Annotated in this window: 23 protein-coding genes, 2 tRNA genes and 1 pseudogene; 9 read left to right on the forward strand and 17 right to left on the reverse strand. The window is 70.4% G+C overall.

The window, feature by feature from the left end; all coding sequences use genetic code 11:
* Nucleotides 1-629: 629 nt before the first annotated feature.
* Together IEY96_RS25395 and IEY96_RS25400 are read right to left on the reverse strand one after the other, a co-directional pair.
* On the reverse strand, nucleotides 630-884 hold the full coding sequence (locus IEY96_RS25395; protein WP_189197352.1) for an SCO4848 family membrane protein: 255 nt from the start codon (nucleotides 882-884) through the stop codon (nucleotides 630-632).
* A gap of 225 nt (nucleotides 885-1,109) precedes the next feature.
* On the reverse strand, nucleotides 1,110-1,577 hold the full coding sequence (locus tag IEY96_RS25400) for a hypothetical protein (RefSeq protein WP_189197353.1): 468 nt from the start codon (nucleotides 1,575-1,577) through the stop codon (nucleotides 1,110-1,112).
* Nucleotides 1,578-1,864: 287 nt separating this feature from the next.
* Here IEY96_RS25400 and IEY96_RS25405 point away from each other — a divergent pair, with 287 nt between their 5' ends.
* From IEY96_RS25405 to argS, 4 genes are all read left to right on the forward strand, one after another.
* Entirely contained in the window at nucleotides 1,865-2,311 is a 447-nt protein-coding gene (locus IEY96_RS25405) for a PRC-barrel domain-containing protein (RefSeq protein WP_189197354.1), read from the forward strand.
* Between the two features lie 86 nt (nucleotides 2,312-2,397).
* Nucleotides 2,398-2,565 (forward strand): hypothetical protein, encoded by a 168-nt coding sequence (locus tag IEY96_RS25410; protein WP_167364291.1) that lies wholly within the window; start codon nucleotides 2,398-2,400, stop codon nucleotides 2,563-2,565.
* Nucleotides 2,566-2,654: 89 nt separating this feature from the next.
* Nucleotides 2,655-3,713, forward strand: coding sequence for a tryptophan--tRNA ligase (gene trpS, locus IEY96_RS25415; protein ID WP_189197355.1), 1,059 nt, complete (start codon nucleotides 2,655-2,657; stop codon nucleotides 3,711-3,713).
* A gap of 282 nt (nucleotides 3,714-3,995) precedes the next feature.
* The gene (gene argS, locus IEY96_RS25420; RefSeq protein WP_189197356.1) at nucleotides 3,996-5,714 is read left to right on the forward strand and encodes an arginine--tRNA ligase; all 1,719 of its coding nucleotides are present in this window, start codon (nucleotides 3,996-3,998) and stop codon (nucleotides 5,712-5,714) included.
* A gap of 84 nt (nucleotides 5,715-5,798) precedes the next feature.
* Here the strand turns inward: argS and IEY96_RS25425 are convergent, their stop codons facing one another.
* The 5 genes from IEY96_RS25425 to IEY96_RS25445 all read right to left on the reverse strand — a co-directional run bounded on the left by IEY96_RS25425 (nucleotide 5,799) and on the right by IEY96_RS25445 (nucleotide 9,714).
* Nucleotides 5,799-6,164 (reverse strand): VOC family protein, encoded by a 366-nt coding sequence (locus IEY96_RS25425; RefSeq protein WP_189197357.1) that lies wholly within the window; start codon nucleotides 6,162-6,164, stop codon nucleotides 5,799-5,801.
* Between the two features lie 81 nt (nucleotides 6,165-6,245).
* Nucleotides 6,246-6,431, reverse strand: coding sequence for an SRPBCC domain-containing protein (locus IEY96_RS25430; protein ID WP_189197560.1), 186 nt, complete (start codon nucleotides 6,429-6,431; stop codon nucleotides 6,246-6,248).
* A 172-nt stretch (nucleotides 6,432-6,603) separates the two neighbouring features.
* Nucleotides 6,604-7,623 (reverse strand): ABC-2 membrane transporter-related protein, encoded by a 1,020-nt coding sequence (locus IEY96_RS25435; protein WP_107075419.1) that lies wholly within the window; start codon nucleotides 7,621-7,623, stop codon nucleotides 6,604-6,606.
* Nucleotides 7,620-8,537 (reverse strand): ABC transporter ATP-binding protein, encoded by a 918-nt coding sequence (locus tag IEY96_RS25440; RefSeq protein ID WP_189197358.1) that lies wholly within the window; start codon nucleotides 8,535-8,537, stop codon nucleotides 7,620-7,622. The genes IEY96_RS25435 and IEY96_RS25440 overlap by 4 nt, the downstream gene beginning before the upstream one ends.
* Nucleotides 8,538-8,709: 172 nt before the next feature.
* Nucleotides 8,710-9,714 (reverse strand): ABC-2 membrane transporter-related protein, encoded by a 1,005-nt coding sequence (locus tag IEY96_RS25445; RefSeq protein WP_189197359.1) that lies wholly within the window; start codon nucleotides 9,712-9,714, stop codon nucleotides 8,710-8,712.
* A 164-nt stretch (nucleotides 9,715-9,878) separates the two neighbouring features.
* On the opposite strand from IEY96_RS25445, the gene IEY96_RS25450 reads away from it, so the two are divergent.
* Nucleotides 9,879-10,439, forward strand: a complete 561-nt coding sequence (locus tag IEY96_RS25450) for a metal transporter (protein WP_189197360.1) — start codon at nucleotides 9,879-9,881, stop codon at nucleotides 10,437-10,439.
* 192 nt (nucleotides 10,440-10,631) lie between these two features.
* Nucleotides 10,632-10,964 (forward strand): annotated as a pseudogene (locus IEY96_RS32895) (NUDIX domain-containing protein); the annotation flags it as partial.
* Between the two features lie 210 nt (nucleotides 10,965-11,174).
* Here the strand turns inward: IEY96_RS32895 and IEY96_RS25460 are convergent.
* From IEY96_RS25460 to IEY96_RS25495, 8 genes are all read right to left on the reverse strand, one after another.
* Entirely contained in the window at nucleotides 11,175-11,321 is a 147-nt protein-coding gene (locus IEY96_RS25460; protein ID WP_189197361.1) for an EamA family transporter, read from the reverse strand.
* Between the two features lie 569 nt (nucleotides 11,322-11,890).
* On the reverse strand, nucleotides 11,891-12,154 hold the full coding sequence (locus IEY96_RS25465; protein WP_189197362.1) for a hypothetical protein: 264 nt from the start codon (nucleotides 12,152-12,154) through the stop codon (nucleotides 11,891-11,893).
* 233 nt (nucleotides 12,155-12,387) lie between these two features.
* On the reverse strand, nucleotides 12,388-15,804 hold the full coding sequence (locus IEY96_RS25470; RefSeq protein WP_189197363.1) for a DEAD/DEAH box helicase family protein: 3,417 nt from the start codon (nucleotides 15,802-15,804) through the stop codon (nucleotides 12,388-12,390).
* A 45-nt stretch (nucleotides 15,805-15,849) separates the two neighbouring features.
* Nucleotides 15,850-17,046 carry a restriction endonuclease subunit S gene (locus IEY96_RS25475; RefSeq protein WP_189197364.1) on the reverse strand — a complete coding sequence of 399 codons (1,197 nt, stop codon included), beginning with the start codon at nucleotides 17,044-17,046 and terminating at the stop codon, nucleotides 15,850-15,852.
* Nucleotides 17,043-18,581, reverse strand: coding sequence for a type I restriction-modification system subunit M (locus IEY96_RS25480; RefSeq protein WP_189197365.1), 1,539 nt, complete (start codon nucleotides 18,579-18,581; stop codon nucleotides 17,043-17,045). The genes IEY96_RS25475 and IEY96_RS25480 overlap by 4 nt, the downstream gene beginning before the upstream one ends.
* A 434-nt stretch (nucleotides 18,582-19,015) precedes the next feature.
* Nucleotides 19,016-19,088 (reverse strand) — tRNA-Arg (locus IEY96_RS25485).
* 35 nt (nucleotides 19,089-19,123) lie between these two features.
* A tRNA-Ser gene (locus tag IEY96_RS25490) sits at nucleotides 19,124-19,214 on the reverse strand.
* A complete protein-coding gene (locus tag IEY96_RS25495; RefSeq protein ID WP_189197581.1) occupies nucleotides 19,200-19,976 on the reverse strand; it encodes a hypothetical protein in 777 nt (258 codons plus the stop codon). Before IEY96_RS25495 ends, IEY96_RS25490 begins: the two co-directional genes overlap by 15 nt.
* A 406-nt stretch (nucleotides 19,977-20,382) precedes the next feature.
* Between IEY96_RS25495 and IEY96_RS25500 the strand changes: the two genes are divergently transcribed.
* Nucleotides 20,383-21,054, forward strand: a complete 672-nt coding sequence (locus IEY96_RS25500; RefSeq protein WP_229791901.1) for a hypothetical protein — start codon at nucleotides 20,383-20,385, stop codon at nucleotides 21,052-21,054.
* Between the two features lie 90 nt (nucleotides 21,055-21,144).
* Here IEY96_RS25500 and IEY96_RS25505 read toward each other — a convergent pair whose 3' ends face one another.
* Nucleotides 21,145-21,918, reverse strand: coding sequence for a CPBP family intramembrane glutamic endopeptidase (locus IEY96_RS25505; RefSeq protein WP_189197366.1), 774 nt, complete (start codon nucleotides 21,916-21,918; stop codon nucleotides 21,145-21,147).
* Nucleotides 21,919-22,062: 144 nt separating this feature from the next.
* Here IEY96_RS25505 and IEY96_RS25510 point away from each other — a divergent pair, with 144 nt between their 5' ends.
* A complete protein-coding gene (locus IEY96_RS25510) occupies nucleotides 22,063-23,184 on the forward strand; it encodes a globin domain-containing protein (protein WP_189197367.1) in 1,122 nt (373 codons plus the stop codon).
* Nucleotides 23,185-23,300: 116 nt separating this feature from the next.
* On the opposite strand, the gene IEY96_RS25515 is transcribed toward IEY96_RS25510, so the two are convergent.
* A complete protein-coding gene (locus IEY96_RS25515) occupies nucleotides 23,301-24,833 on the reverse strand; it encodes a peptide deformylase (RefSeq protein WP_189197368.1) in 1,533 nt (510 codons plus the stop codon).
* A gap of 322 nt (nucleotides 24,834-25,155) precedes the next feature.
* Between IEY96_RS25515 and IEY96_RS25520 the strand changes: the two genes are divergently transcribed.
* Nucleotides 25,156-25,938: an IucA/IucC family C-terminal-domain containing protein gene (locus tag IEY96_RS25520; protein WP_189197561.1), complete on the forward strand. Its 783-nt coding sequence runs from the start codon at nucleotides 25,156-25,158 to the stop codon at nucleotides 25,936-25,938.

Consider the following 25,938-nt stretch of genomic DNA (forward strand, 5'->3'; position numbering starts at 1 on the left):
CGGGGCATTTCGTTCACCCGCACCCGCCGCTCTCGCGCCGGGCACTTTTACTACGTTACCTCACCGTCTCCGCCGTGTCAAACCGTGTGTCCCGGTCTGTCATGCTTCGTACGGGTTGGCGCCGCTGAACTCGCGCAGCGGCGAACCGCTTTGCTTGGTCATCGGATTTGGCAGGCCGGCCGCTGCGGTCTCCCGCTAGCTCGCCCGGTGCCCTGCCGGTCGTCAACCTTACCCGGTCGGTTCCGCTCCACCAAATCCGCCCTGCGGCGTTTCGGTGCGCCCCGCCCGGCCCGGCTTCCGTCGAGGTTGGACCTCGCTGGTGCCGGGTGCCGCCCGGTCCGTGGCCCCCGGGATGTTCGTCCCGTTTGCCCCGTTCCGCGCTGGCAGAGAGAAAGTTACGCGGGTTCGGGTTTGATCGTCAAATCCAGGGGTAGCGTCCCGCGTCACATCATCACCGCAGAGCTATCTGCCCTGCTCAGCGGCGCTGTGGAGGCGGAATCCCCCGCGATCGACGGCTCGACGACTGTTCGCGCGTGGAAGGAACAGCGCCTCGGGTGGCCTCCGCATTCCCCGGCCGTGCCGGCGATGCCCGAGGGCTTCCGCCGACCGCGGGGTGGGCGGGCGGGCACTCAGGCGGTCGGCCGGCGGCGGGACGCGAGCCAGCCCCGGATGCCGAGCACCCCGACGGTCGTTCCGATGGCCAGCGAGGCCGCGATGAGCAGCGCGTGCACCCAGAGGAAGCTGGTGGGGCTGCCCTCGCCGACCGCGCCGGCCGACCACGCCCGCGGGTCGTTCCAGATGGCGACCGCGAACCTCGGCCAGATCACCCAGGTCCAGACTCCGACCCCGACCAGGAACAGCGACGAGCCGCGCGACAACACCATGGCTGGCCAGTATGCCAGCGGCACGTCGGCGCAGGTCAGGTCAGGACCGCGTGGGCCGGAGCATGCGGAAGGTCAAGCGAGTAGCGCAGCACCGGCGGGATGCTGTGCTGCCACGCGGACCGGGCCGCGCCGGCGAGCACGTACCCCGGCGAGCGCCGCGCACCGCTCGCGCACCCTGACGGCGGGCCGGCCCGCGCGCCGCGAAACCGGCCCGCCGCACGCGGGTCAGAAGCAGGTGACCGCCCCACCGATGGCCGGGTTCGCCCGGTCGTGGTGGTGGACGACGCCGGCGGGGTCGGTCATCGACCCGCCCCAGATCGCGCAGCCCGCGCCGACGTAGCGGTGGACCGGGCCGGCGGCGTAGCGCCGGCTGCCCTCGTCGATGCCGAAGGCGGTCCACTCCGGGTCCAGGTAGACGCGGGTCCCAGTGAGCGTGCCGACGTACGCGGACTTGAGGGTGACCGTGCAGCCGTACCCGGTGAGGGGGTTGCGCAGCAGGTGGACGGTGCCGAGCCGCGCGCCGGTGGCGGTGTCGTGGATCGGGTCCTGGTCGACGGCGACGAAGCCGGGGCCGCAGAGCGCCTCCGGGGTGTACGGGTTGACCACCGCGGCCTGTGCGCCGGTGCCCGCCACCCCGACCAGGACGGCCGCCACGGCCGCCGCGATCCCGATTCGTCGAATGAGTCGCTGCATCTGCATTCCCTTTCACTGGTGCCGACGGATGCGGGACCAGAATGGTGTCGGCTCCGGGCCGGACGAATGTGCGCGGTGGCCACTCCGGCCCGTTTCCGGGTGTGCCGGGCGGCCGGCACACAGGCCATCACCTGCGCGGCAGCGGCGGAATCGATCGGCGAGCACCGATTATGAGGTATCTCGCATAAACACACCCCGATGAATTCGGAATTGCCTTCGTGTTTCCCGGATTCGACCTCCGGGCACTGTTCGAAGTGGCGACACGACGACACCCGGAGGTGGCCACCATGCAACCGTTCAATCCGTGGACCTGGCGGGATCCGTCCGCCCTCGCGGGCGGCTACGAGCAGACCCGCCCGGACGACGTGCCGCGGCAGCGTCCGGCGGGCGCCGACGACGACGGCCCCGACGCGCCCGGCCCGGGCACCCCGATCGACCTCACGGGCTACCGGGTGGAGGCGACCGACGGCCGCATCGGCGCGATCGACGAGGCGAGCGACGACGCCGGCGCCGCCTACCTGGTGGTGGACACCGGGCCGTGGATCTTCGGTCGGAAGGTGCTGCTGCCGGTCGGCACGGTGGCCCGGGTCGACCACCTGGAGCGCGTCGTGCACGTGGACCGGACGCGGGAGCAGGTCAAGGAGTCACCGGCCTTCGATCCCGACGACCTCGGTCGCACCGAGTACCGCGAGCAGGTCGGCAACTACTACGCCGAGAGCTACCGCCGGGGCTGAACAGGGCGCGAGACGCGCGGCGGCCGGTCGGGCCGTCGCGCGTTCCGGTCTGCGCCGGCAGCGGTGGACCGGCTACCGTGTCAGACATGGTCCGGCCGAGCACCTGCGCCCCGGAGACCCTCGACGGTCTCCCGGCGGCTGCCGCTCCGGTTCTCCCGGCCCGTGTCGACGACGGTCGGGAGCAGATCCTCGACGTCCTCCGTGCCGGTGGGCTGCGGTTCCGCGCCGGCGGGCGATGGCGGCGCTCGCACTGACGAGCCACCTCCACTGATCCGGGCACACCCCGGGTCTCCTCCGCGCGCCCGCGCGTCCTCCACCGACCAGCCATGAGAGGCGTACGACCATGTCCGCAGCACGGATGCTCACCGGTGACCGCCCGACCGGGCGGCTGCACCTCGGCCACTACGTCGGCAGCATCGCCAACCGGGTGAAGCTGCACCAGCGCCACGAGAGCTTCTTCATCATCGCCGACCTGCACATGCTCACCACGCGCAACAGCCGCGAGGACATCGAGCAGGTCTCCCACAACGCCCGCGAGATGGTCACCGACATCCTCGCCGCCGGTGTCGAGCCGGACCGGGCCACCTTCTACCTCCAGTCGGCGATCCCCGAGGTCGGCGACCTGAACACCCTGTTCCAGAACCTGGTCACCGTGCCCCGGCTGGAACGGGTCCCGTCGCTCAAGGAGATGAGCCGGGACGCCGGCAAGGAGGAGATGCCGTACGGGCTGCTCGGCTATCCCGTCCTCCAGGCCGCCGACATCCTCTGCGTGAAGGGGCAGGTCGTGCCGGTGGGGAAGGACAACGCCGCGCACGTGGAGGTGACCCGGGAGATCGCCCGGCGCTTCAACCACCTCTACGGCGAGGTCTTCCCGGTGCCGGAAATGATCATGTCGGAGACGCCGGCCCTGGTCGGCACCGACGGCGCGGGGAAGATGAGCAAGAGCAAGGGGAACGCCATCGCGCTCTCCGACGACCCGGCCACGGTGCGGCGCAAGGTGATGGGGATGTACACCGACCCGAACCGGGTCCGGGCCGACGTGCCGGGCACGGTCGAGGGGAACCCGGTCTTCGCGTACCTCGACGTGTTCCACCCGGACCGGGCGACGGTCGAGGAGTTGAAGGCGCGCTACCGGGCCGGTCGGGTCGGCGACGTCGAGGTCAAGGAGGAACTGGCGGGCGCGCTCAACCGGTTCCTCGACCCCGTCCGGGAGCGGCGGGCCCGGTTCGAGGGGCAGCGCGGCCTGATCGACGAACTGATCTTCGAGGGCACCGAGCGGACCCGCGCCGAGGTGCGCCGCACCCTGGTCGAGGTGCGCCGGGCGATGGGCCTGACCAGCGCGTACACCCAGATGCGGCGGCGGGCCGAGCGCTACCGCAAGGCCGTCGGCACGCCGGCCTGAGATTTCGGGTACGCCGGCCGGCCGGCCCGGGTACGGCCTTGCGCCGCCCCCGGGCCGGCCGGTTAGGCTGCTCGCATGACCAGCTCGCACGCGTTCCCGACGGCGTCCTCCGACGTCCTGTTCGGCGCGCTGCGACGCCGGCGGTCCCGCGACCGCCTGCGCTGAGCATTCCTCACTGCGACCGGCGGATCGAGCCGCCGGTCATCGCCGATCGTCCTCGGTCCGCCCGCATCCCCATCCGGTGATCCGCGAGCGGCGGATCCGAGCGAGATCGGCGTACCCATGGATCTGGAGAAACTGCTGACCGACCGGCTGGCGCCGGCGTTCGCCGCGGTGGCCGGCGGGCCGGTGGACCCGGTCGTGCGGCGCTCCCAGCGCGCGGACTTCCAGTCCGACGCGGCGCTGGCACTGGCCCGGCGGCTCGGCCGGCCGCCGCGCGCCATCGCCACCGAGGTGCTGGAGCGCGCGGAACTGGCCGGCCTGTGCAGCACCGCGGAGGTCTCCGGACCGGGCTTCCTCAACCTGACCGTGGCCGACGACGCCCTGGCCGGGCTGGTCTCCGCGCTGGCCGCCGACCCGCGGCTCGGGGTGCCGGAGGCCGCCGCGCCGGAGACCGTGGTGGTCGACTACTCGGCGCCGAACGTGGCGAAGGAGATGCACGTCGGGCACCTGCGGTCGACGGTGATCGGCGACGCGGCGGCCCGGCTGCTGGAGTGGCTGGGGCACCGGGTGCTGCGGGCCAACCACCTCGGCGACTGGGGGACGCCCTTCGGCATGCTGATCGAGCACCTGGTCGACCTGGGTGAGGCCGAAGCGGCGCAGGAGCTGTCGATGGGCGACCTGGACTCGTTCTACAAGGCGGCCCGGGCCAAGTTCGACGCCGACGCGGCCTTCCGCGAGCGGTCCCGGCAGCGGGTGGTGGCGTTGCAGGGCGGCGACGCGACGACCCTGCGCCTCTGGCGGCTGCTGGTGGAGCAGTCCGAGCGCTACTTCCTGACCGTGTACGACCTGCTCGACGTGACCCTCACCGAGCGGGACTTCCACGGCGAGAGCAGCTACAACGATTTGCTCGGCCCGGTCGTCGAGGAGCTGGACCGGCTCGGGCTGCTGAGGGAGAGCGACGGCGCGGCGTGTGTGTTCCCGCCCGGCTCGGTGGGCCGGGACGGCGAGCCGCTGCCGCTGATCGTGCGGAAGTCCGACGGCGGGTACGGCTACCCGGCGACCGACCTGGCGGCGATCCGGCACCGGACCGGCACGCTGGGCGCGACCCGGCTGCTCTACGTGGTCGGGCTGCCGCAGCGGCGGCACTTCGAGATGGTCTACGCCGCCGCCGCGCAGGCCGGTTGGCTGGCCCCGCCGGCCCGGGCCGAGCACGTCGGGTTCGGCTCGATCCTCGGCCCGGACGGGCGGATGCTGCGCAGCCGGGCCGGCGGGTCGGTGAAACTGGTCGGGCTGCTGGAGGAGGCGGTGGCCCGGGCCACGGCGCTGGCCCGGGAGCGGAACCCGGAGCTGGGCGAGGCGGAGGCGGCCGAGGTCGGCCGGGCGGTCGGCATCGGCGCGGTCAAGTACGCCGACCTGTCCAGCGACCGGCACAAGGACTACGTGCTCGACTGGGAGCGGATGCTGTCGCTGGACGGCAACACGGCGCCCTACCTCCAGTACGCACACTCCCGGATCCGGTCGATCTTCCGGCGGGCCGGGGTGGCGGCCCGGCCGGAGGCGGGAGTCTCGCTGGCCGAGCCCGCCGAGCGGGCGCTCGCCTTCGAGCTGGTCGGCTTCGGGGCGGTGGTCGGCGCCGTGGCGGAGAACCTGGAGTTCCACCACCTGACCGCGTACCTGTCCCGGGTGGCCGCCGCGTTCAGCGCGTTCTACGAGCGTTGCCCGGTGCTGCGGGCCGACGAGCCGGTCCGGGACAGCCGGCTGGTGCTCTGCGACCTGACCGCGCGGGTGCTCCGGCAGGGCCTGCACCTGCTCGGCATCCGCACGCCGGAGCGGCTGTGATCCGGGGGAGGAGCGGTACGTCCGCTGCCCGGCGGCCGGCCTGATGGACGGCGCCGGGCAGCGGGACCGGATCGACCGGGCCGCTCAGCGCGGCAGCCAGGTCTGCACCTCGACCAGGTTGCCCTCCGGATCGCGCAGGTAGGCCGAGCGGACGCCCCAGCCGGGGCGGTCGGCCGGGGCGGCGACGACCGTCCCGGCGGGGAGGGCGGCGACGGTGGTGTCCACGTCGGGCACCGGGACCACCACGAGCACACCGCCGTCCCCCCGCCCCACCGGCAGCACCGTCTCGGCCGCCCGGCGGCCCAGCACGGCCAGCACGGTCTCGCCGGCGGAGTCGAAGCTGGCGTACTCGAAATCGGCGACCACCTTCTCCGGCTCGCCGAGCAGGTCGGCGTAGAAACGGACGGTGGCCGGGAAGTCGTCGGCGACGATGCGGGGATGCACGCTCATGATCCGGACCCTAGCCGCGCGCGTCCGCGTGGATGCTGCCGGACAGGCCGGAGAGGGGTGCGCCGCCACCGCCGTGGTGGGTCAGGACTCCTGCTCCAGCACGGTGAGCATGGAGCGCACCACGGAGGAGCGCCAACCGCTGCCCATGGTGCGGTGGGCGACCGCCTGGAACGGGCTGTCGAGGTCGAAGCCGGAGTGCTCCATCAGCATCCGGGTGCCCCGGCCCTCGTGCTCCAGCCGCCACGTGACGACCGAGTCGAGGCCGATTCCTACCTGTCAGAAACTGCCGGCGACGGGAGGCCCCCGATCCCGCATGGAAAGCAGCAGGTCACGGGCACGGGAGGCGCGAACTGACGTACCGGATCTTCTTCTCCGTTGCTGGAAAAGGCGTCCGGCCGGCGGTCCTGGAGACCGCCGGCCGGACGACACGCGCCGGGGCTCAGCTCGGGCGGCGCTGGAGCCGCCAGAACCCGAAGCCGGCCAGCAGCCCGGCCAGCACCAGGTAGAACGCCGACTCCAGCCACTGGAACGACCAGTACCGGCTGGTCGGCTGGTACGCGATCTCCACGTGCACGTCGTGCTTCGCCAGGCACACCGCGGTGTCCCCGTACGGGCCCTCGGCCGTGCCGGTCTCCGGGGCGTTGGTGAAGCACTCGTTGAAGATCCCCTCGTCCAGCGGCTCGCCCGTCTTCGTGAGCAGCTCGCTGACGTCGGTGACCCAGGCGTCCGGCACGGTCAGGCCCTTGACCACCGGGGCGCCGGTGATGCTGCCCAGGCTGCGGGCCTGGTTGATGGCCTGCACGGTCATCGGCATGGTGAGGTGCTCCGCCGGCAGGAAGTGCGGCCGGATCACGTTGGGCACGAGGAACTGGAAGACGACGAAGGCCAGGATGGTCAGCGCCATGGCCGGCACGGTCCGGCGCACCAGCAGGCCGATGAGCGTCCCGAGCACGAAGGCGAACGCCGCGTACGCGATCGGCGCGATGTTCCGGGCGCCGAACAGGATCGTGCTGAACCGGTTGTCGGCCACCTGGTCGACCGGGCTGGCCGCCCAGGTCAGCAGCAGGCTGGCCGCGCCCGCCACCACCATGCTGGCCAGCCCCACCAGGGCCAGCTTGACCGCCAGCCAGTGCCGGCGGGTCACGCTCTGGCTCCAGACCAGCCGCTGGGTGCCGGCCTCCAGCTCCCGGGCCACCAGGGGCGCGCCCCAGAACATGCCGACCAGACCCGGGATGAGCCCGAGCAGCGCGGCCAGGTAGAGCAGGGTGTTCTCGTAGTCGGCGCTGAACTGGCTCAGCTGCGGGCCGCAGTCGGCCAGGCTGGCGCACTGCGCCCGGTAGTTGTCGTAGGACTCGCGGATGTCGAACCCGAGGTAGAGGAAGTACGCGGCGATCAGGGCCAGGCCGATGACGCCGACGAGGGCCTGCCCGCGGAACTGCCGCCAGGTCGTCCAGATCACCGTACGGCCTCCCCCGCCATGGCGTCCGTCAGGCCGGCGGAGACGCCCGCCGCCCGGGTCATGTAGCTGAGGACCATCTCCTCCAGCGAGACCGGCTCGACGCTCCACGGCGTACGCGGCAGCGCGCCGGCCACCCGTACCACCGCCCGGCTGTACTGGTCGGTGTGCTGCATGCGGATGACCTCGACCTCTGCCGGCAGCCGGTCCAGCTCGCCGCGCGGGGCGACCAGCCGGTGGTGCTGGGCCAGCAGGTCCTTCACCTCGCCGGCGACCTGCACCCGAGAGGCGCAGAGCACGATGAGGTAGTCGCAGACCCGCTCCACGTCACTGAGCAGGTGCGAGGAGAGGATCGCGCTGGCGCCCAGCTCGGCGACGAACTCCATCAGGTTCTGCATGAACCCGTCCCGGGCCAGCGGATCCAGCGCGGCGGCCGGCTCGTCGAAGATCAGCAGCTCCGGGCGCTTCGCCGCGGCGATGGTCAGCGCCAGCTGGGCGCGCTGGCCGCCGGAGAGCCGGCCGGCCTTCTGCTTGAGGTTGAGCCCGACCTGCGCGATCCGCCGGTCGGCCAGGGACTGATCCCAGGACGGGTTCAGCTTCGCGCCCATCCGCAGGTGGTCAGCCACGGTGAACGTGCCGTAGACCGGGGTGTCCTGCGCGACGAACCCGACCTTGGCCAGGTGCGCCGCGTTCGCCGCCGGGGGCGAACCGAGCACCCGCAGCATCCCCGCCGTCGGCGTGATCAGGCCGCAGGCGAGGTTCAGCAGCGTGGACTTGCCGGCGCCGTTCGGCCCGACCAGGCCGACCACCCGTCCGCGGGGGACGTTGAGGTTGCAGTCGGCCAGCGCCAGCCGCTTGCCGTATTGCTTCGTCAGACCCTCGGCCTGGAGTGCGGGATAGGAATTCTCCTGTGGCATAGCGTCAATCCTGCGGATCGCGGTCTGCCGCAGCATCGGTCCAAAGTAGGGTCGGCGCTCTTGGCTACCGTACTTTTGACTGGTTTCCCTCCGCCCGCCCCCGACGGCGCGAAAGCACGCGCGGCGGCGCCGGGGAAACGGGTTCCCCGGCGCCGCCGTCTGATGCGCGCGGTCAGCTGACGTGCCGCTGGATCCGCCACAGGCCGAAGCCGGCCAGCAGCCCCGCGAGCGCGAGGTAGAACGCCGACTCGATCCACTGGAACGACCAGTAGCGGCTGTTGGGCTGGTAGTCGACCTTGACGTGCAGGTTCAGGTCACCCAGGCAGCCCGCGGTGTCGCCGGCGCCGCCCCCGGCGGTCTGCGGCGGCTTGGTCAGACAGGTGTCGATGGTCCGCGCGTCGACCGGCTGGCCGCTGGCGGTGAGCAGCTTGCTGGTGCCGGTGACCCAGGCGTTCGGGATGCTCAGGCCCTTCACCGTGGCGTCGGTGCCCACCCCGCGCAGCTCGCGCAACGCGTCGGCGGTCATCGCCTTCGTCACGGTGACCGGCTCCATCAGGTGCGGCCGGACCATGTTCGGCATCAGGAACTGGAGCAGCGTGAAGGCCAGGATGGTCAACGCCATCGCCGGCACCGTCTTGCGCATCAGCAGCCCGATGACCGTGCCGAGCACGAAGGCCAGCGCCGCGTACGCGATCGGCGTCAGGTTGCGGGCGCCGAACGCCAGCGCCGCGAAGCGCTCCCCGGACACCTTGTCGTAGGGGCTCGCCGCCCAGGTCAGCAGCAGGCTGGCCAGGGCCGCGACCGCCATGCTGGCGAAGCCGACGAAGAGCAGCTTGACCGCCAGCCAGCGGCGCCGGGTGACACTCTGGTTCCAGACCAGCCGCTGGGTGCCCGACTCCAACTCCCGGGCGATCAGCGGCGCACCCCAGAACACGCCCAGCACCGCCGGGATGATCGCCAGCAGCAGGGCGAGGAAGAGCAGCCGGGTGCGGTAGTCGTCCTGGAACTGGCTCATCGCGTCCAGGCACCGGTCGGCGACCTCGCAGCGGGACTGGTAACGGTCGTACGCCTGCCGGATGTCCAGACCGGTGAACAGGAGGTAGGCCGCCAGCGGCGCCAGCGCGACGACGCCGACGAGGGCCTGGGTGCGGAACTGCCGCCAACTCATCCAGATCATCGCGGCACCTCGACCCGCGGCAACGGACACGACTCATCAATAGGCATGACCACATCCTGGAGAGGTGGCCGCCGCCCAACATCGGCCCAAAGCACGGTTCGCCGCGCCCCGGACCGTACTTTTGACCGGTTCGGCCGGCCCGGCGAGTACCTAGCGTGGGTCGCATGGACACTTCGGACCGGTCGGCCCGCGGGGCCGGAATCGCCTTCGACATCGCCTTCGCCCTGGCGGCTCTGCTGGGCATGGCCTTCACCGCCTACATGATCAGCGACAGCTGGGGCGGCAGCTATGCGGTCTTCGACACCGCCGTGGCCGCGGTGGTGTCCCTGCTCGCGCTGGGTCGCCGGATCAACCGCACCTGGACGGCCGTCGCCGGCCTGGTCGTGGTCGCGGTGGCGATCCTCGTCTCGCAGGTCGCCGACCTGCCGCAGGAGCCCAGCCCCATCGCCTCGCTGGCGCTGGCCGTGCTGGTCGCCTCGGCGCTGCGGCACCTGCCCACCCAGTGGGGCTGGGGCATCGCCGCCGGCGGCCTCGCCGTCATCCTCGCCTGCTGGATCACCGGCGGCTTCCGGGCCGTCGCGGTGATGGGCACCCTGGCCTGGCTCGGCGCCGTCGCGGTCGGCGCGTCGATGCGCGGGGCGGACGCGGGCAAGCGCGCCGCGGCCGAGCGCCGCCGGGCCGCCGACGAGGCCAACCGGCAGTGGGACCCGACCCGCACCTTCTGACCCTGCGAACCCGAGGGCCGGTCTCCCGAACGGGCGGCCGGCCCTCGGCCTGCTGGTTCGGCTGCCTATCTGGCCGAACCGCCGGCGATGGGCCGCCACGCCTCGTAGCGATCGGATCGCGGCAGATTTGGGCGTCTGGGCGTCCCCTTTGGCTGGAGCGAGCTTGTCCTATCCCTCTGCTCTAATCCCGTCATGCATGTCGTCGTCACAGGCGCACTCGTTGAAAACGGCGCGGTCCTGCTAGTACACCGCAGGCCGACCAAACGGGCATACCCAGATGTCTGGGATCTGCCCGGGGGGCAAGTCGAAGCGGGTGAGTCGGAACTACAAGCCCTCGCGCGTGAGATGCACGAGGAGCTCGGTGTTCACATTGTGGCGGAGTCCGCTTCACGGTTGGGCGTCTTGCATGCCGGCAGTGGTGAGGACGCCCTTCACGTGGGCGTCTGGCAAATTGGAGACTGGGTTGGCTCTCCGACCAACCGTGCACCTGACGAGCATGACGACATCGCGTGGGTCGGGATCAGCGAGCTGGGCGGCCTTCCCCTCGTGCATGGCGTCTTGGCGGCAATGGTTCGTTCTCTGCCTGAGTTTGAGTGGGCCCGCAGGCACCCAGATGTCACCGACGGCAACCAGGACGACCGAGGAACCAAGGCCGACTGTCGTGCATGTGCTGGGACGGATTCGTCAAGCAGGTGGTGGGACCAGACACCCACGTCAGCTGTCGGATCACAGCTCCTACCGCGTCTCGGCCGACCGCTTCCGGGTGAGGGTGACCCCGGCAAGGACCAGCGCGATGCCGGCCGCGATCGCGGCGGTGATGGCTTCGTGGAGGATGAGCCATCCGAGGATCACGGCGACGATCGGCAGGAGGTAGGTGACCACTGATGCGGCAGTCCGGCCTCGTCATCAACGATGCGGTAGTTCAGGACGTAGGCGGCGCCGGTGCCGAGTGCGCCGAGGACGAGCGGGCTTGCGACGGCGTCGGGTCGCCATGTCGATGATTCGAGCCCGGCGAATGGCAACGCTAGGGCTAGCAGGACTGGCTGCGCCGAGCTGGGCCGCCGACAGCATGGGCGGAGGGATTCCGCCGGATTCAGGACGTGCTCAGGACAGCTCCCTACGGTCACCAAGTCGATCTACGTGGAGGCGACAGGCCGGGTGCAGCAGGACTCGGTCGACCGGCTCGGTTTCCTCTTCGACGCGTAGGCGTAGGGGTCAGCCGTGGGGGTCAGACGATCAAGGGCCGGTCTCCCGTGATGGGAAACCGGCCCTTGACCTGCTGTGCGCCCGAAGGGACTCGAACCCCTAACCTTCTGATCCGTAGCCAGAAGGAGAGGGTACCCGTGACCTGCAGTTATGCAGGTTTGTCCGGATTCGATATGTAGCAGTGTCGACGGAACGTGACGCTAGAACGCGTTTCCTTCCCGTAGAGTGCATCCATGGATGCAGGGTCAATCCTCCCTGGATCCGTCGCCGGCTTCTTGATCTGCTGGCAAGCTTTCTGCCGCTCGGCGCGCCTGGCTCATCAGGGCCTGGATCACCGCCGACGGCTTGACGCCGCGGCGCTGGGCCTCCTCGAAGAGCCACGTGAGGTCGCCCTCACTCAGCTCCACCAAGAAGGTGTTCCTCACCGGGCGGGGCTCGTACTCCACCTCGGCGTTGGTCCAGGCGGTCACCGGCTCGTCCGCCAACCGCAGCGCCTCTTCACGACTCATGCTCATGGCCCCTCCGAACATCTTCCGGCCCACTCACGTCTCATTCTTGTGCAGCTGCCTACCGCTGAGAAGGACAAAACCCCCGCCGGCCGTCAGCATGGCCGGGCAACCCGGCCGATGTTGGCGAAAGGCCGCCAGCAGGACCGGGATCGAGGCGGCACCGCCCGCTTGCGGGCCACATGGTTGTCCGAGAGCTCAATCGGCAAGGTGAGCAGCGGCATCTCTTCGATTGGCTAAGCCACCTCGGCCGCAGGAGCGGCGGTGTCTCGGACGGAGTTGAGGATCGTGATCAGGCGGTCGACGTCGGCGGACGGGAAGATCGAGTCTGGGCCGTGCGGGGCGATGTCGCTGAACGGGGATTCGTAGAGCCGCGCGGGCTCCATCACGCCGTTCTGCGTGAGGTGGGTGATGATCAGGTTGACGAAGTTGATCTGGTTCGCGGTCAGGGTGCGACCGGCGAGGAACTCGCCGAACGCCTCGCTGGCCGCCTCCCGATCGAGGCCCACCAGCGACCGGATGAACAGGCCGAGCCCGTGCGCCGAGCGGCGGGCTTCGTCGATGTGCTCGGTGCCGCCGCCACTGGCCGCGAGCATCCGTTCCAGCTCATCGAGGTCTGTGGGCGAGAGCTGCTTGTTGCGGCGTAGCTTCTGCAACGCCAGGTGGTCCTCGTGGGCGCGCAGGTACACCCGGGCCTTCGCGCGGAACCGCTCGAAGTCCGTGCCGATCTTGATGTCGTTCAGCGTGACGACGGAGATCTCGCCCAGCTCGTCGGTGAAGTCGGTGTAGACGATGGCCCGCTTGGACCTCTCGATCAGCTTGACCAGCCCGCGGAGGCGGCGGCGCATCAGCTCCAGCATCGGCAGGGTGACGTCCTGCCACCACTCGTCGCCGGCCACCTCGTCGAGGAGCTGCTGCTGCTCGCGGACCGCGGGGATGCTGGTCTGTTCCAGCAGGGTCGAGGCGATGTCCTGCACCTGTCGCTGCAGGCGGTCGTAGGCGGGTTCGACCTCGAGTTGGCCGAGCTGGAGGCGCAGCACCAGCAGGTCGAACCGCTTGGCGGCCTCGTCCTCGTCCTTGACGGCGGTGGGCAGGCCGGCGAGGTTGCTGCCGATCTCGTCCACGGCCTCGGGGCTGAGCCGGTGCCAGTGCTCGAAGTCGATGTAGTACTCCACCAGGCGCCGCTTGGGGCGGACGACGAAGTTGTCGAGGTGGATGTTCTCCACCCGGCGGTGGAGGTTGTGGGCGAGGTCCCAGCGCAGCGCCGCCTCGCTCTGCGTCCCGTCGGCCTCAACCTCCGCGCCGACGTCGGAGGGGAGGCGCTGGTCGAGGCGGTAGATCAGTTCGAGCCGCGCCTTGAACAGGCGCTCCGTCAGCGACTCACCCAGCGTGCCCTCTGCCGCCTTCGGGTTGTGGTTGAAGAACTCGAAGTTCTGGCAGAAGTCGAAGATGAAGAAGTTCTCCTTGTCCTGCCCCGGGCCGTAGAGATCCTTGCAAAGCCGGGTGCCACGGCCGATCATCTGCCAGAACTTCGACTTCGACCGCACGATCTTGAAGAAGACCAGGTTGACGACCTCGGGGACGTCGATGCCGGTATCGAGCATGTCTACCGAGATCGCGATGTGCGGGTCCTTCTCCTTCTCCGAGAAGTCGTCGATGAGGCTCTGGGCGTACTCGGTCTTGTGGGTGATGACCCGTGCCAGGTGGCCGCGGTGCATCGGGTAGGCGAGGTCGAACCGCTTCTGGATGAAGTCGGCGTGGGCGTTGTTTTTGGCGAAGATGATGGTCTTGCCGATCCGGTCGCCGCCGGCCACACGGTGGCCGTGGGTCATCAACGTCTCCAGGACCTTGTCCACGGTGTCGGCGTTGAACAGCCACTTGTTGACCGCGTCCGGGTCGACGCTGTCCGGCGGCCCGTCCTCGCCCCAGTCGAGGGCATCCCAGGCGTCCTTCTCCTCCTCGGTGAGGTCGTCGTAGCGGATGCCGTCGCGCTGGAACTTCAGCGGTACGGAGACCGCTCGCGGCGGGACGAGGAAGCCCTCGTTGACCGCGTCGTCGAGGTCGTAGTGGTCGGTGGGGACGCCGTCTTCGAGGTTGAACAGGCTGTAGGTGTTGCGGTCAATCTCGTTGCGCGGGGTCGCGGTGAGCCCGACCAGGAGGCTGTCGAACCAGGAGAAGATCGCCCGGTACTTCTGGTAGACCGAGCGGTGCGCCTCGTCGATGATGACCAGGTCGAAGTAGCCGGGCCCGAACCGGCGCTCGCCGCTCGCGGTCTCGTTGATCAGGCCCATCATGGTCGGGTACGTCGAGACGTACACCCGGCCCTCGGTGTTCTTCTCGGTGACCAGGTTGACCGTCGCCGCGTCGGAGAGGTGCGCCTTGAACGCGTTGACCGCCTGGTTGACCAGCGCGTTGCGGTCGGCGAGGAAGAGCACCCGCTTGACCCAGTTGGCGCGCATCAGCAGGTCGACCAGGGCGATCACGGTGCGGGTCTTGCCAGCGCCGGTGGCCATCACGACGAGTGCCTGGCGCTGCCGCTGCGTCTCGAACGCCTCGCCGATGGCCCGGATCGCCCGGTGCTGGTAGTACCGCTCAACGATCTCCTGCTTGATGGGCACGTCCGCGAGCGCCTTGCGGGTGTCGCGGCGCTGGATCAGGAGCTGGAGCTCCTCCTTGGTGTAGAAGCCCTGCACCGGGCGCGGAGGATAGGCGGTGTCGTCCCAGAGCCAGGTCTCGTAGCCGTTCGTGTAGAAGACGACCGGGCGCTGCCCGTACCGCTGCTCCAGACAATCGGCGTACAGCTTGGCCTGCTGCTGGCCGACCGTGGCGTCCCGGCGGGTGCGCTTGGCCTCGACCACCGCGAGCGGCTTACCGTCGTCACCCCACAGGACGTAGTCGACGTACCCGGTGCCCGTGGTGTTGGGCATGCCGGTGACCTCGAACTCGCGGTCCTCTGGGCGGTCGAGGTGCCAGCCGGCCTCCCGCAGCATGAGGTCGATGTAGAGGTCGCGAGTCTTCGCCTCGTCGTAGTCGTGGTCGTCGGGGCGAGCCTCGTTGGCGGCCTTCGCGGCGGCGATTTCAGCGCGCAGCTTCGCCAACTCGGCGTCGAGGGTGGCCGACTTCTCCCGCTCGGCGGCCAACGCCGCGTCCTGGGCGGCGAGCTTGTCAGCAAGCGCCTTGAGCTCGGCCTGGGTCTGCTGCCGGACCTGCGAGGGGACCGGCCGGGGAATCAGGTCCGGGTTGAAGGCGAGCGCGCTCGCCGGAACCACCGCCTGGTCGCGGGTGTAGTGCCGAGCGATCCAGTACATGACGTGGAACAGCTCACGGACGACCGGCACCGCCTCCTTCGACGTCACCGGCGTGCTCTTGTGAACGGCCGTGTTGCCCTGCTTGCGGATGATGTTCATCTTCGCCTGCAGGCTGTTGCCCACCAGGTTCCGCAGCGACGGCTCGTGGATCATCGCCGACAGGTCGTCCTTGTACGGCTTGCTGAGCGTGCCGTCGGCCTCGAAGAGCCAGGTAAGGGCGAGTTCGAGCGCGCGCCGGGCGTAGAAGCACGAAGCCCGTGGGTCGGCGACAGCCAGCCGCTCGGCCCGCAGGGCCTCGCCAAACAGTCCGGGCCACTCGGCCCGCAGGAACGCGAAGTTGCTCATCCGAGCGCCAACCCCCCACAGTCGACAGCCCTCGATCGTCTCACGTCAGGGCAACCCCCGGAAGGCCCGATCCTGCAGGGACGCGAACAGCGCGTCGAGTTCCGCCAAGCTTGCTCGATGTGACGCCTTCATGCGTTCGACGCCTCGAAGGCGCTTAACGAACGCTTGCTGCAGGGCGAGTGGCGGCAGCACGACGGGCAGGGCCTTGATGATTTCCATGTTCAGCCCTGCCATGATCGCTCCCTTCGCTGTCTGCTGCAGGTAGCGCCGAGCGGCTGGGTGCGTCAAAAAGTACCGATGGAGAAATGCCGGCATGCAGCGGCCAGCGTCCAGCGTGATGCAGCACAGATGCTTTGTGTTGATGGCCCGGGGGATGTCGTCCGGTACAACAGCGCAACGACCGCAGGTCCCCATGATGGTGATCAGGACATCGCCGGGATGAACGGCGTACCGCGCGAGCTGCTGGTACTTCTCCTCGCTGATGAACCTTCGTTCGTCCCACCGGAACTCATTGCTGACCGCGTTGTCGATCCCAAGAACGGCAACCCCGTGGTCGACGAACTCGCTGTGCAGCAGTTGGCTGCCGAACGGACCCGTCCGAATCGAGCCCTTGCGCTGGTCGGCCACGTCAGCAACCGTCACCGTTGGCCATGCGTTCGAGGCTTCGGTAGCGAACATGTCGAGGAAGATCGACTGGGTGAGGTCGTCGAGGTGGGCGAGGGCTTCGCGGCGCTTGGTGCGCACCTCGTCCGCCCGGTTCAGCACCTCCGCTATCCTCCGCTGCTCTTCAAGCGGAGGCAGGGGTATCTCTACCTGCGCGACGACGGCTTTGGAGATCTCCTTGAAGGTCGCGCCGTTGCCAAGACCCTCCAGATAGGATCTGTTTCCCTTCAGCCACCAGTACAGGTACTTCGCCTCCACCGCCCGGGCGTCAGGGACGAGACTCTTGAAGCCCTGGTTCGTGGCCATCGGAATGGTGTTGATGGCGACGTGTCCGATTGGCGCCCGGGAGCTGAGCAGAACCGAACCAGCCGGAAGTACCGATGCCGCGCAGCTTCTCAGGCCGGCTGCGGTGATCTTACGGGGCGTGTCATGAATGTAGGTGCCGCGAAGGACACTTAGGTCTTTCGGTGTTGCCCAGGGAATCTCACCATCCCAATATTCCTCGACACCAGTTTTGGGCGTAGCACCGGAGACGATCTCGCAGCAGTCGCTCAGCCTCGCCTTTGGCCATGCGCTCATGCCAGCAACGCCTTCAAGTCGGACATGCCCTGCTGGATCTCAGCCTCCAGGCGCTCCAGGTCGGCCAGAATGTCGAGCGGCGAGCGATGCTCGACCTCCTCGTGGACGACCTCCTTGTATCGATTGAGGCTGAGGTCGTAGCCCTGCTCGACAATGTCCGCCTTGGGCACGCAGAAGCTCTGCTCGGTCCGGGCCCGCTGCAGCTCCTCGCCGTCGCGCCGGAACCAGCGAGCCAGCGCGTCGGGCAGATTGTTCTTGGCGTGCTCGTCCTCGGCCAGCGCTACGTCGGGCGCCGGGCCGAGCTTGTCGGCCGCCAGCAGCGGAGTGCGTTTGTCGTCCAGACTCCACCCGTCCGCGGTGACCTCGTAGAACCAGACGTTGTCGGTGCCGCCGCTGTTGGTCTTGGTGAAGAGCAGGATTGCGGTGGAGACACCGGAGTAGGGCCTGAAGGATCCACCTGGCAGCTTGACCACGCCGTCGAGCTTCTGCTCCTCGACCAGCATGCGGCGCAGCTCCTTGTGCGCCTTGCTCGATCCGAAGAGCACGCCATCCGGCACGATGACCGCCGCCCGGCCACCGGGCTTGAGCAGCCGGAGGAAGAGGGCGAGGAAGAGCAGCTCAGTCTTCTTGGTCTTGACGACTCGCTGGAGGTCCTTGGACGTGCTCTCGTAGTCGAGGCTGCCGGCGAACGGCGGGTTGGCCAGGATCAGCGAGTACTTCTCCGACTCGTTGCTGACGTTCTCGGCCAGCGAGTCGCGGTAACGGATGTCCGGGTTCTCCACGCCGTGCAGCAGCATGTTCATGCTGCCGATGCGCAACATGGTGCTGTCGAAGTCGAAGCCGTGGAACATGCTTTCGTGGAAGTGCTTCCGCTGCACCGCGTCGAACAGCGCGTTCGGATGCGTTCGGCGGACGTACTCGCCAGCCTCGACGAGGAAGCCCGCGGTGCCGCAGGCCGGGTCACAGATCTCGTCGGTCGGTGTCGGAGCCGTCATCTCGACCATGAGCTGGATGATGTGCCGCGACGTACGAAACTGTCCGTTGTGCCCGGCCGTGGCGATCTTGCTGAGCATGTACTCGTAGAGGTCGCCCTTCGTGTCCCGGTCCTCCATCGGGATTTGGCCGAGCATGTCGACCACGCGGGCCAGCAGGGCCGGGTTGGGGATGGTGAACCGGGCGTCCTTCATGTGGTGCGAGTACGTCGACCCGTCACCGCCGAGCGTTCGCAGGAACGGGAACACCCGCTCGCCGACGATCTCGAACATCTCGGCTGGCGCAGCGCTCTTGAAGCGCGACCAGCGCAGGTCGTCGTACTTGCGCCCCTGCTCGTCGCAGCCCTCCGGGAAGATTCGGCGCTCCATCGGCTTGCCCAGCCGGTTCGCCTTGTTCTCCTCCAGCGTGTGCAGGTCATCGAGCCGCTTGATGAAGAGCAAATAGGTGATCTGCTCGATCACCTCCAACGGGTTCGAGATGCCACCCGACCAGAAGGCATCCCAGACGCGGTCGATCTTGCTCTTCAATTCACCGGTGATCACGTAGCTTCGGTCCCCACCCCGTCGTACTGCCAAGTTGGCCTAGGTTAATCCCGCCTCCCCGTCGGGCGGGATCGGGTGTTGGGGCGAAGGCTCCGCCCACCGGCACACAAGCACCCAGCCAAGGATGCGTTCGACCTGCGCCCGAGCTCGCGGGCGTCGCGCTGGTCCGTGTGTCTCCCTGGGATCGTGGACTTGGACGACGAAACCGCGACCAACATCAGCAGAGGTTGCGACCACCCGAGCATCTGACTCGTCGACAAGCCCCGCCACCACGTCCGACCGCCCCCGCATCCTGCAGGAACGATGCACTTGGTGACTCCTGGTCACGATCGGCCTGTTTTAGCGGTGATCGTGCATCCATGGATGCACGAAAAACGCCCCTCCCGTCGATTGTTGTCGATGACAAGAGGAGCGCTTTCCCTGCTCAAACCCTGTGCGCCCGAAGGGACTCGAACCCCTAACCTTCTGATCCGTAGTCAGATGCTCTATCCATTGAGCTACGGGCGCTTGCTGCTCGGCCAGTCTACACACCGGCTTTCGCGCGGAGACTCCGGGATTCGAACCCGGGAGGGGCTTTAAGACCCCAACCGCATTAGCAGTGCGGCGCCATAGACCAGACTAGGCGAAGTCTCCCTGGTGGCCCGGAGACCACCGCGCCCGAGGATACAGGTCCGTACCCACCCGGAGCAAAGCGACTACCGGGAAGGGGCCATCCCCTGCGTTTTCATCGTGTGCCACGTCACGCTCGGGTCTACGCTCCATCGATATGCAGGAGCAGCCGCCGAGCGATCCGCCCCGTCGCGAGCCCGCCGTCCAGGCCCGGCGGAGCCGCTCCGCCAAGCCGACCTTCACGCCGCCGCCCGCGCCCGAGCCCGCTCCCGCGGAGGTGGCGGGGGACACACCGCCGCGGCCCAGGCGGGCAAAGGCCGCGCCGACCGTCCTCTTCCAGCCACCCGACCCCGCGCAGGCCACGCCGCCCGCCGCCGACGTGCCGGCGGCCCCACGCCCGCGCCCGTCCGCCGAGGTCGCGGCCGGCAGCGCTGACCCGGGTACGCCGGCCGGCTCGCCACGCCGGGCCATCGCCGCTGACAACGAGCCGGTGATCGACCAGCCGGTGATCGAGGAGGCCCCGAAGCGGCCGCGCCGTGCGCCGGCCGCGAAGAAGGCCGCCCCGGCGAAGAAGGCCACCTCGGCAGCGCGGAAGTCCACGACAGCGCCCGAGGCTCCGGCGACGCCCGAGATCGCAATCCCCACGGCTCCGGCGGCACCCGAAACCAAGGCACCCGAAACCAAGGCACCCGAGGTCAAGGCGCCCGAGGTCAAGGCGCCCGAGATCAAGTCACCCGGAATCACAGCACCCGAGACCACAGCACCCGAGGAGAACGAGGCGCTCAAAGAGACTGCACCCCGACGCCCGGCGGCAGAGCCTGCCGTCGCAACGCCGGAAGCCGTCGCGTCGCCGCCGGCCGGACGGCCGCGGAAGAGCACCAGAGCCCCGGCGAAGAAGGCCGCACCGACGAAACGGACACCCGCTCGCCGGCCGTCCGTCGCACAGATCCCGCCGCAGCCCACTGCCGCACACACCCCGGCAGAACCGACTGCCACGGGTGCCCCGACCGAGCCCAGTGCCGGACAGGTCCCAGCCGAACCGACCGCCGCAGAGACCCTGACCACTGCCGCACAGCCCTCCGCCGAACCGGGGGCCGAACAGGTCGACCAGCGGGACCCGCAGGCCGAGGCCGAACCGGCCGCGACGCGGACCGCCGATCAACAGACCGCCGCCGGCCAGGTCATTCCGGTCGTGCCCGCCCAGGTCATCCCCAAGGCGGAAGCGCGTGACGCCGGCGCGAGCTGGCGGACGGTCGGCGCGCGCGTACTCGATCATCCGGGCTTCGCGCCCGAGCTGCTGGCCCTCGCCGCGGTGGACGCCCTCGGGCCGCGCGCCGCCGACTGGGTGCAGCGGACCCGCGACGCCTACCCCGACGCGGACGCCGACGGGCTGGCCCGGCTGGTGACCCGGCGGTTCGTCCGGCTGGCCGGTACGGGTGGCGCGCTCGCGGCGGGTGCCGGGTTGTTCGCACCGGTGGCGGAGCTCACGGCGGTGCTCTGGACCCAGGCCAACCTGGTGCTGCACCTGGCTGCCGTCTACGGCCGGGATCCGGCGCACCCGGACCGGGTGGCCGAGCTGCTGGTGCTGACCCAGGTGCACCCGGACGGCGGCACGGCCCGCGCCGCGCTGGACGCGGCCCGTTCGGCCGGGGCTCCCGCGGAGGGCCCTTGGTCCCGGACGGCCGAGGCGGCCTGGCGGCTGGCCACCCCGCTGGCCGCGCAGGCCGCCGGCTGGCTGGGTCTGCGGCTGGCCGCACGGCTGCTTCCCGGGGCGGCGGCGCTGGCCGCGGCGGCCGGCGACACGGCCTCCGCCGAGCGCCTGGCCGCCCGCGCGATCACCCTCTACCGCCCACCCCGCCGCTGACCCGCTCCGCGATCATGCAGTTTGGGCCCGCTTCTGAGCCTTTGGCCCCTTCTGTCGGGGCACCAAGTGCAAGATCGCGGGCTCGGCCGGTCAGAGCCAGCTGAACCAGGACTTCGGCAGGAGTGCGTAGCCGACGAAGGCGACCACGTCGAGCAGGGTGTGCGCGACGATGAGCGGCCCCACCCGGCGGGTGCGCAGGTAGAAGAGCCCGAAGATCACGCCCATCACGGCGTTGCCGAGGAACGCGCCGAACCCCTGGTAGAGGTGGTAGGAGCCGCGCAGCAGGGCGCTCGCCGCGAGCACCGCGCCGACCCGCCACTGGAGTTGCCGCAGCCGGGTGAACAGGTAGCCGACCACGATCACCTCCTCCAGCACGGCGTTCTGCACGGCGGCCAGGATCAGCACCGGCACCGCCCACCAGAGGTGCGGCAGGGCGGCCGGGACCAGGGTGGCGTTGATGCCGAGCTGGGCCGCGGCCCAGAACAGCGCCAGCCCGGGCAGGCCGATCAGTGCCGCCAGGCCCGCGCCCCGGGCCAGGTCCGACCCGGGCCGGGTGAGGTCGGCGCCGAGCGCCCGCGCCGGGTCGCCGGGGTCGCGCGCCAGCAGGTGTACGGCGAGCAGCACCGGCAGCAGCGCGAAGACGATCCCGAGCAGCTGGTACGTGAGGTCGAGGTAGGGCCGGGCCGACACGGAGGTGTTCAGCGAGGCGGTCTGCTTCGACAGCCCGCCCGTGGCGGTCAGCTTGGCGACCAGCGAGACCAGGGCGTACACGGCCGACTGGCCGAGGGAGAGGCCGAGCACGAGCAGCGTCTCGCTGCCCAGGGTCCGGCGGGAGACCGGGCGGGTCAGCTCGTCAACCGTCACCGGACCACTGTGCCGCACTCGGGGACCGGTCGGCACGTCCCGGCGGCCAGGTGAGCCGATCGCACATCGTGTGCGACCGGTGCGCACGCTCCGTGGAGATTCTATGGGGGCCGATCCGCCCGTCAGGAGAAGGAGCGTGCCCTCGTGGAGAACTTCGCGCGGCTGCTGAAGGAGAGCTGGACCCTCGTCGAGGAGGACCGGGAGCGGCTCAGCGGTCACTTCTACGCCCGGCTGTTCCTCCTCGACCCGGCGCTGCGCGGCCTCTTCCCCGTGCAGATGGCCGGGCAGGGCGACCGGATCCTGGAGGCGATCGTCACCGCCACTCAGACGGTGGACGACCCGGAGAGCTTCGACGAGTACCTGCGCGCGCTGGGCCGGGACCACCGGAAGTTCCACGTCGAGGCGAGCCACTACGAGACCATGGGCGTCGCCCTGCTGGACGCGCTGCGCAGCACCGCCGGGGACGGCTGGAACCTGGAGTACGACCAGGCGTGGCGGGAGGCGTACGCAAGCATCAGCGCGCGGATGCTGGCCGGCGCGGCGGCCGACGACAACCCGCCGTTCTGGCACGCCGAGGTGCTCACCCACGAGCGGCACGGCCCGGACACCGCCGTGCTGACCGTGCGCGCCCTCCAGCACCCGATGACCTGGCAGGCGGGCCAGTACGTGAGCGTCGAGGCGCCCCGGCACCACCCGCGGGTGTGGCGGACGTACTCGGTGGCGAACGCCCCGAACGAGGAGAACGTGCTGGAGTTCCACGTGCGGACGCCGGCCGGGGCGGCGGGTTGGGTCTCCGGGGCGTTGGTCCGCCGGACCAGACCGGGCGACCTGCTGCGGGTGGCCGCGCCGATGGGTTCGATGACCCTGGACCGCGCCTCCACCCGCGACATCCTCTGCGTGGCGGGCGGGGTGGGGCTGGCCCCGATCAAGGCGCTGGTGGAGGAGCTGACCCGGGTCAACCGGACCCGCTGGGTGCACGTCTTCTACGGTGCCCGCCGGCCGGCGGAGCTGTACGGGCTGCCCGGCCTGGAGAAGCTGGTGGCCGCCCACCCGTGGCTGTCGGTGACCCCGGCGTGCAGCGAGGACCCGGACTTCGACGGCGAACTCGGCGAGATCTCCGAGGTGGTCACCCGGTACGGCCCGTGGACCACGCACGACTGCTACGTCTCCGGCTCTGCCGCGATGGTCCGGGCGACCCTGCGCGCGCTGGCTGCCGACGACGTGCCGCCGGACAACATCCGCTACGACACCTTCGGCAACCTGTAGACCTTGCTCCCCCCGAGCCGGGTCGCGTGCCCCTGCCCCCTGGGGCACGCGACCCGGCCCCCGTTCACGGTGCGCGGGCCGGGCCGGCAACCGGCCCGCGTACCGAAGTTCCGGCGTCAGTAGCGCCAGGGGTTGCCGGTCTCCCGGTACTCCTCGACCGGCACCAGCGGCACGCCGGGGGCCATCCGGTCGACGTAGAGGCGGCCCTCCAGGTGGTCGATCTCGTGGGCGACCAGCCGCGCCATCGCGTACTCGAAGGACGTGATGACCCGGCTGCCGTCCCACAGGGCGTGTTCGACGTCGATCCGTAGCGGCCGGGGCACCAGCCCGCGGTGGTCGAAGAAGGAGAGGCAGCCCTCGTACTGCTCGTCGGTGTCGGAGGCGCTGTCGACCACCCGGGGGTTGAGCAGGACGACGGGTTCGGCCACCCGGTCGGCGGGGCGGACCAGGGCGGCGGCCCAGCCGAGCCCGAGTTGCGGCGCGGCGATGCCGACGCCCTTGCTGAACGGGTGCAGCTCGTCGAGGCGGACCAGCAGGCCGGCGAGTCGGTCGACCACGTCCCGGGCGAGCTGTTCCTCCCGGGGCAGGTCGAACTGGCGGGCGGGCTGCCGGAGCAGGTCGTCGCCGCGCTGGAGGATGCCGACGGCCCGCATCCGGTCGCTGGCCCGTACCCGGGCGCCGGGGGCGGCCCCCTCGGGTTCGACGTCCGGGGGCTGGCTGCGGAAGCGCCACTGCATCCGGTAGCGGGCGTTCAGCGGCGGGTCGTCGGTCGCCCAGTCGAAGATCGCCCGGCCGCCGTCGTCGCTGCGCTGGATCGGGGTGCGCAGCGGCCCCTCCTCGGCGGAGAGGGAGGTCTCCGCGCCCCACACCTTGGGGTCCAGGTCGGCGGGGAGGTCGAGGCGGACGGCGAGATGCCGGGTGGGGAGGCGTACGGCGCGCTGGAACCAGGGGCCCCACTTGTCCCGCCCGACCCGGTAGGCGTACTCGATGGTGGCCCGGTCGCCGGGGTAGAGCGGGAAGCGCCCCTCGTCGTTCTCGAAGAGCAGCCAGATCTCCTTGAACGCGTCCCGGTCGTGTTTGGCCCGCCAGTGCATCGGCTCCCGCGTGCCCCCGTCGTCCCGGAAGGCCGCCAGTTGCAGCTCGGCGAAGGTGAGCGGGTGCTCGCGGTGGTGCCGGTTGGAGCGGCCCGGGTCGTTGGGGTAGCGGTCGACGGCGACCCGGACCAGGTAGCGGGTGACCGGCTCGGTGCCGGCGTTGTACAGCTCGCGCCGGATCGCGCAGTGGTAGCAGCCGTCGTCGGTGTAGGTGAGGGTCGCCGTCTCGCGCTCGACCACCAGCCCGGTGCCGGGCGGCAGCCACTGGCCGGGCACGGGCGGGTCCCGGTGCGGACCGCCGGAGCGGCCGTGCCGCAGCTCGTCGTACTCCCGGAAGCGCTGCCAGATCGCGCCGCTGGCCTCCAGCACGGCCTCGGCGCGGCGGGCGAAGTCCTCGGTGGGCCGGTGCCGGCGCCCCTCGACGTGGCTGACGTACGACGGGTCGAAGCCCATCAGCGTCGCCAACTGCTTCTTGGACAGCCCTCGGCCGGTGCGGTGCCGGGCGAGTTCGGCCGCGAACGAGTCGGCGGCACGCTCGATGGGTGAGGTCGTCATCGGCTTCCTCGTACGCGGGAAGACCATTTTCACGTTCAGTGGCCGAACGTGTACGGAAACTGCCTCGTATTCGACACTCGCCTTGACAATTCAGCGGCATCCGTCGATGCTTGCGCGGTCCGCCGCCCCGCTGGGCGGCGTTTTCCGTCCACGTCGCCGGGTAGTACGCGACGGGCGACGGAGTGACCGGGACCTCTCGCCGGAGCCTTCGGGACCGCTTCCCCTCGAAGGGAAGCTGTGGTTAGGCTAGCCTTAGTCCGGGCCGACGGTAGATGTCGGCCGGTGGGGCGACCAGACAGGGGACGGCCAGGTGACTGCGGTGATGCCGGGGCGGGAGGCCGCCACCCCGTTCGCCCCGGTCACCGCGACCCTGCGGGCCATGTTCGGCACCGACGACCTGCCCGGGCTCGCGCCCGGCCTGCTGGTCACCGACGGCGCGCCCCACTGGACCCCGGCCACCCGGCTGGTCGACGGCACCCTGCTCCCCGAGTTCCTGCGGGCAGCGGGCCGGCGCTGGGGCGGCACCCCGCACGCCTGCGCCGCGCTCGCCTGGAAGTCCTACAGCTACTGGACGGCTTTGCCGGCGGTGCTCGGCTGGGCCTCGGCCCGGCGGGTGCCGCTGCTCGACCCGGCCGACGTGCTGGTCCACTTCGAGGACCACCACCAGCTCCTCACCCTCGGCCTGCGCAGCTCGACCACGGTCGCGGTGCTCCCCGGCGACCCGCTGGCGCTGGCCGGCGCACCGGAGGTCCGGGTGGTCGCCGACGAGGCGGCGCTGCTCGACGCGCTGCGCGCCTCCCTGCTCGACGCCCACTTCGCCCCGCTGATCGCGGCCATCCAGGGCGAGGTGCGGATCGGCACCCGTACGCTGCTCGGCTCGGTCGCGTCCGGCATCGCGCACGGCATCCTGCGGGCCTCGGACGCGCTTCCCGGCTCCTCGACCGCGACCATCGGCACGCTGCTCGACGCGCTCGACCTGAGCGACCTGGTCGAACTGGTGCCGGGCCCCGCCGGCGAGCCGACCGTGCAGCGGCGCACCTGCTGCCTGGCCTTCACCCTGCCCCGGCCGAAGATCTGCCAGGGCTGCTGCGTCCGCCAGGCCTGA

Source organism: Micromonospora fulviviridis, from assembly GCF_014648395.1.
Lineage (GTDB): Bacteria > Actinomycetota > Actinomycetes > Mycobacteriales > Micromonosporaceae > Micromonospora > Micromonospora fulviviridis.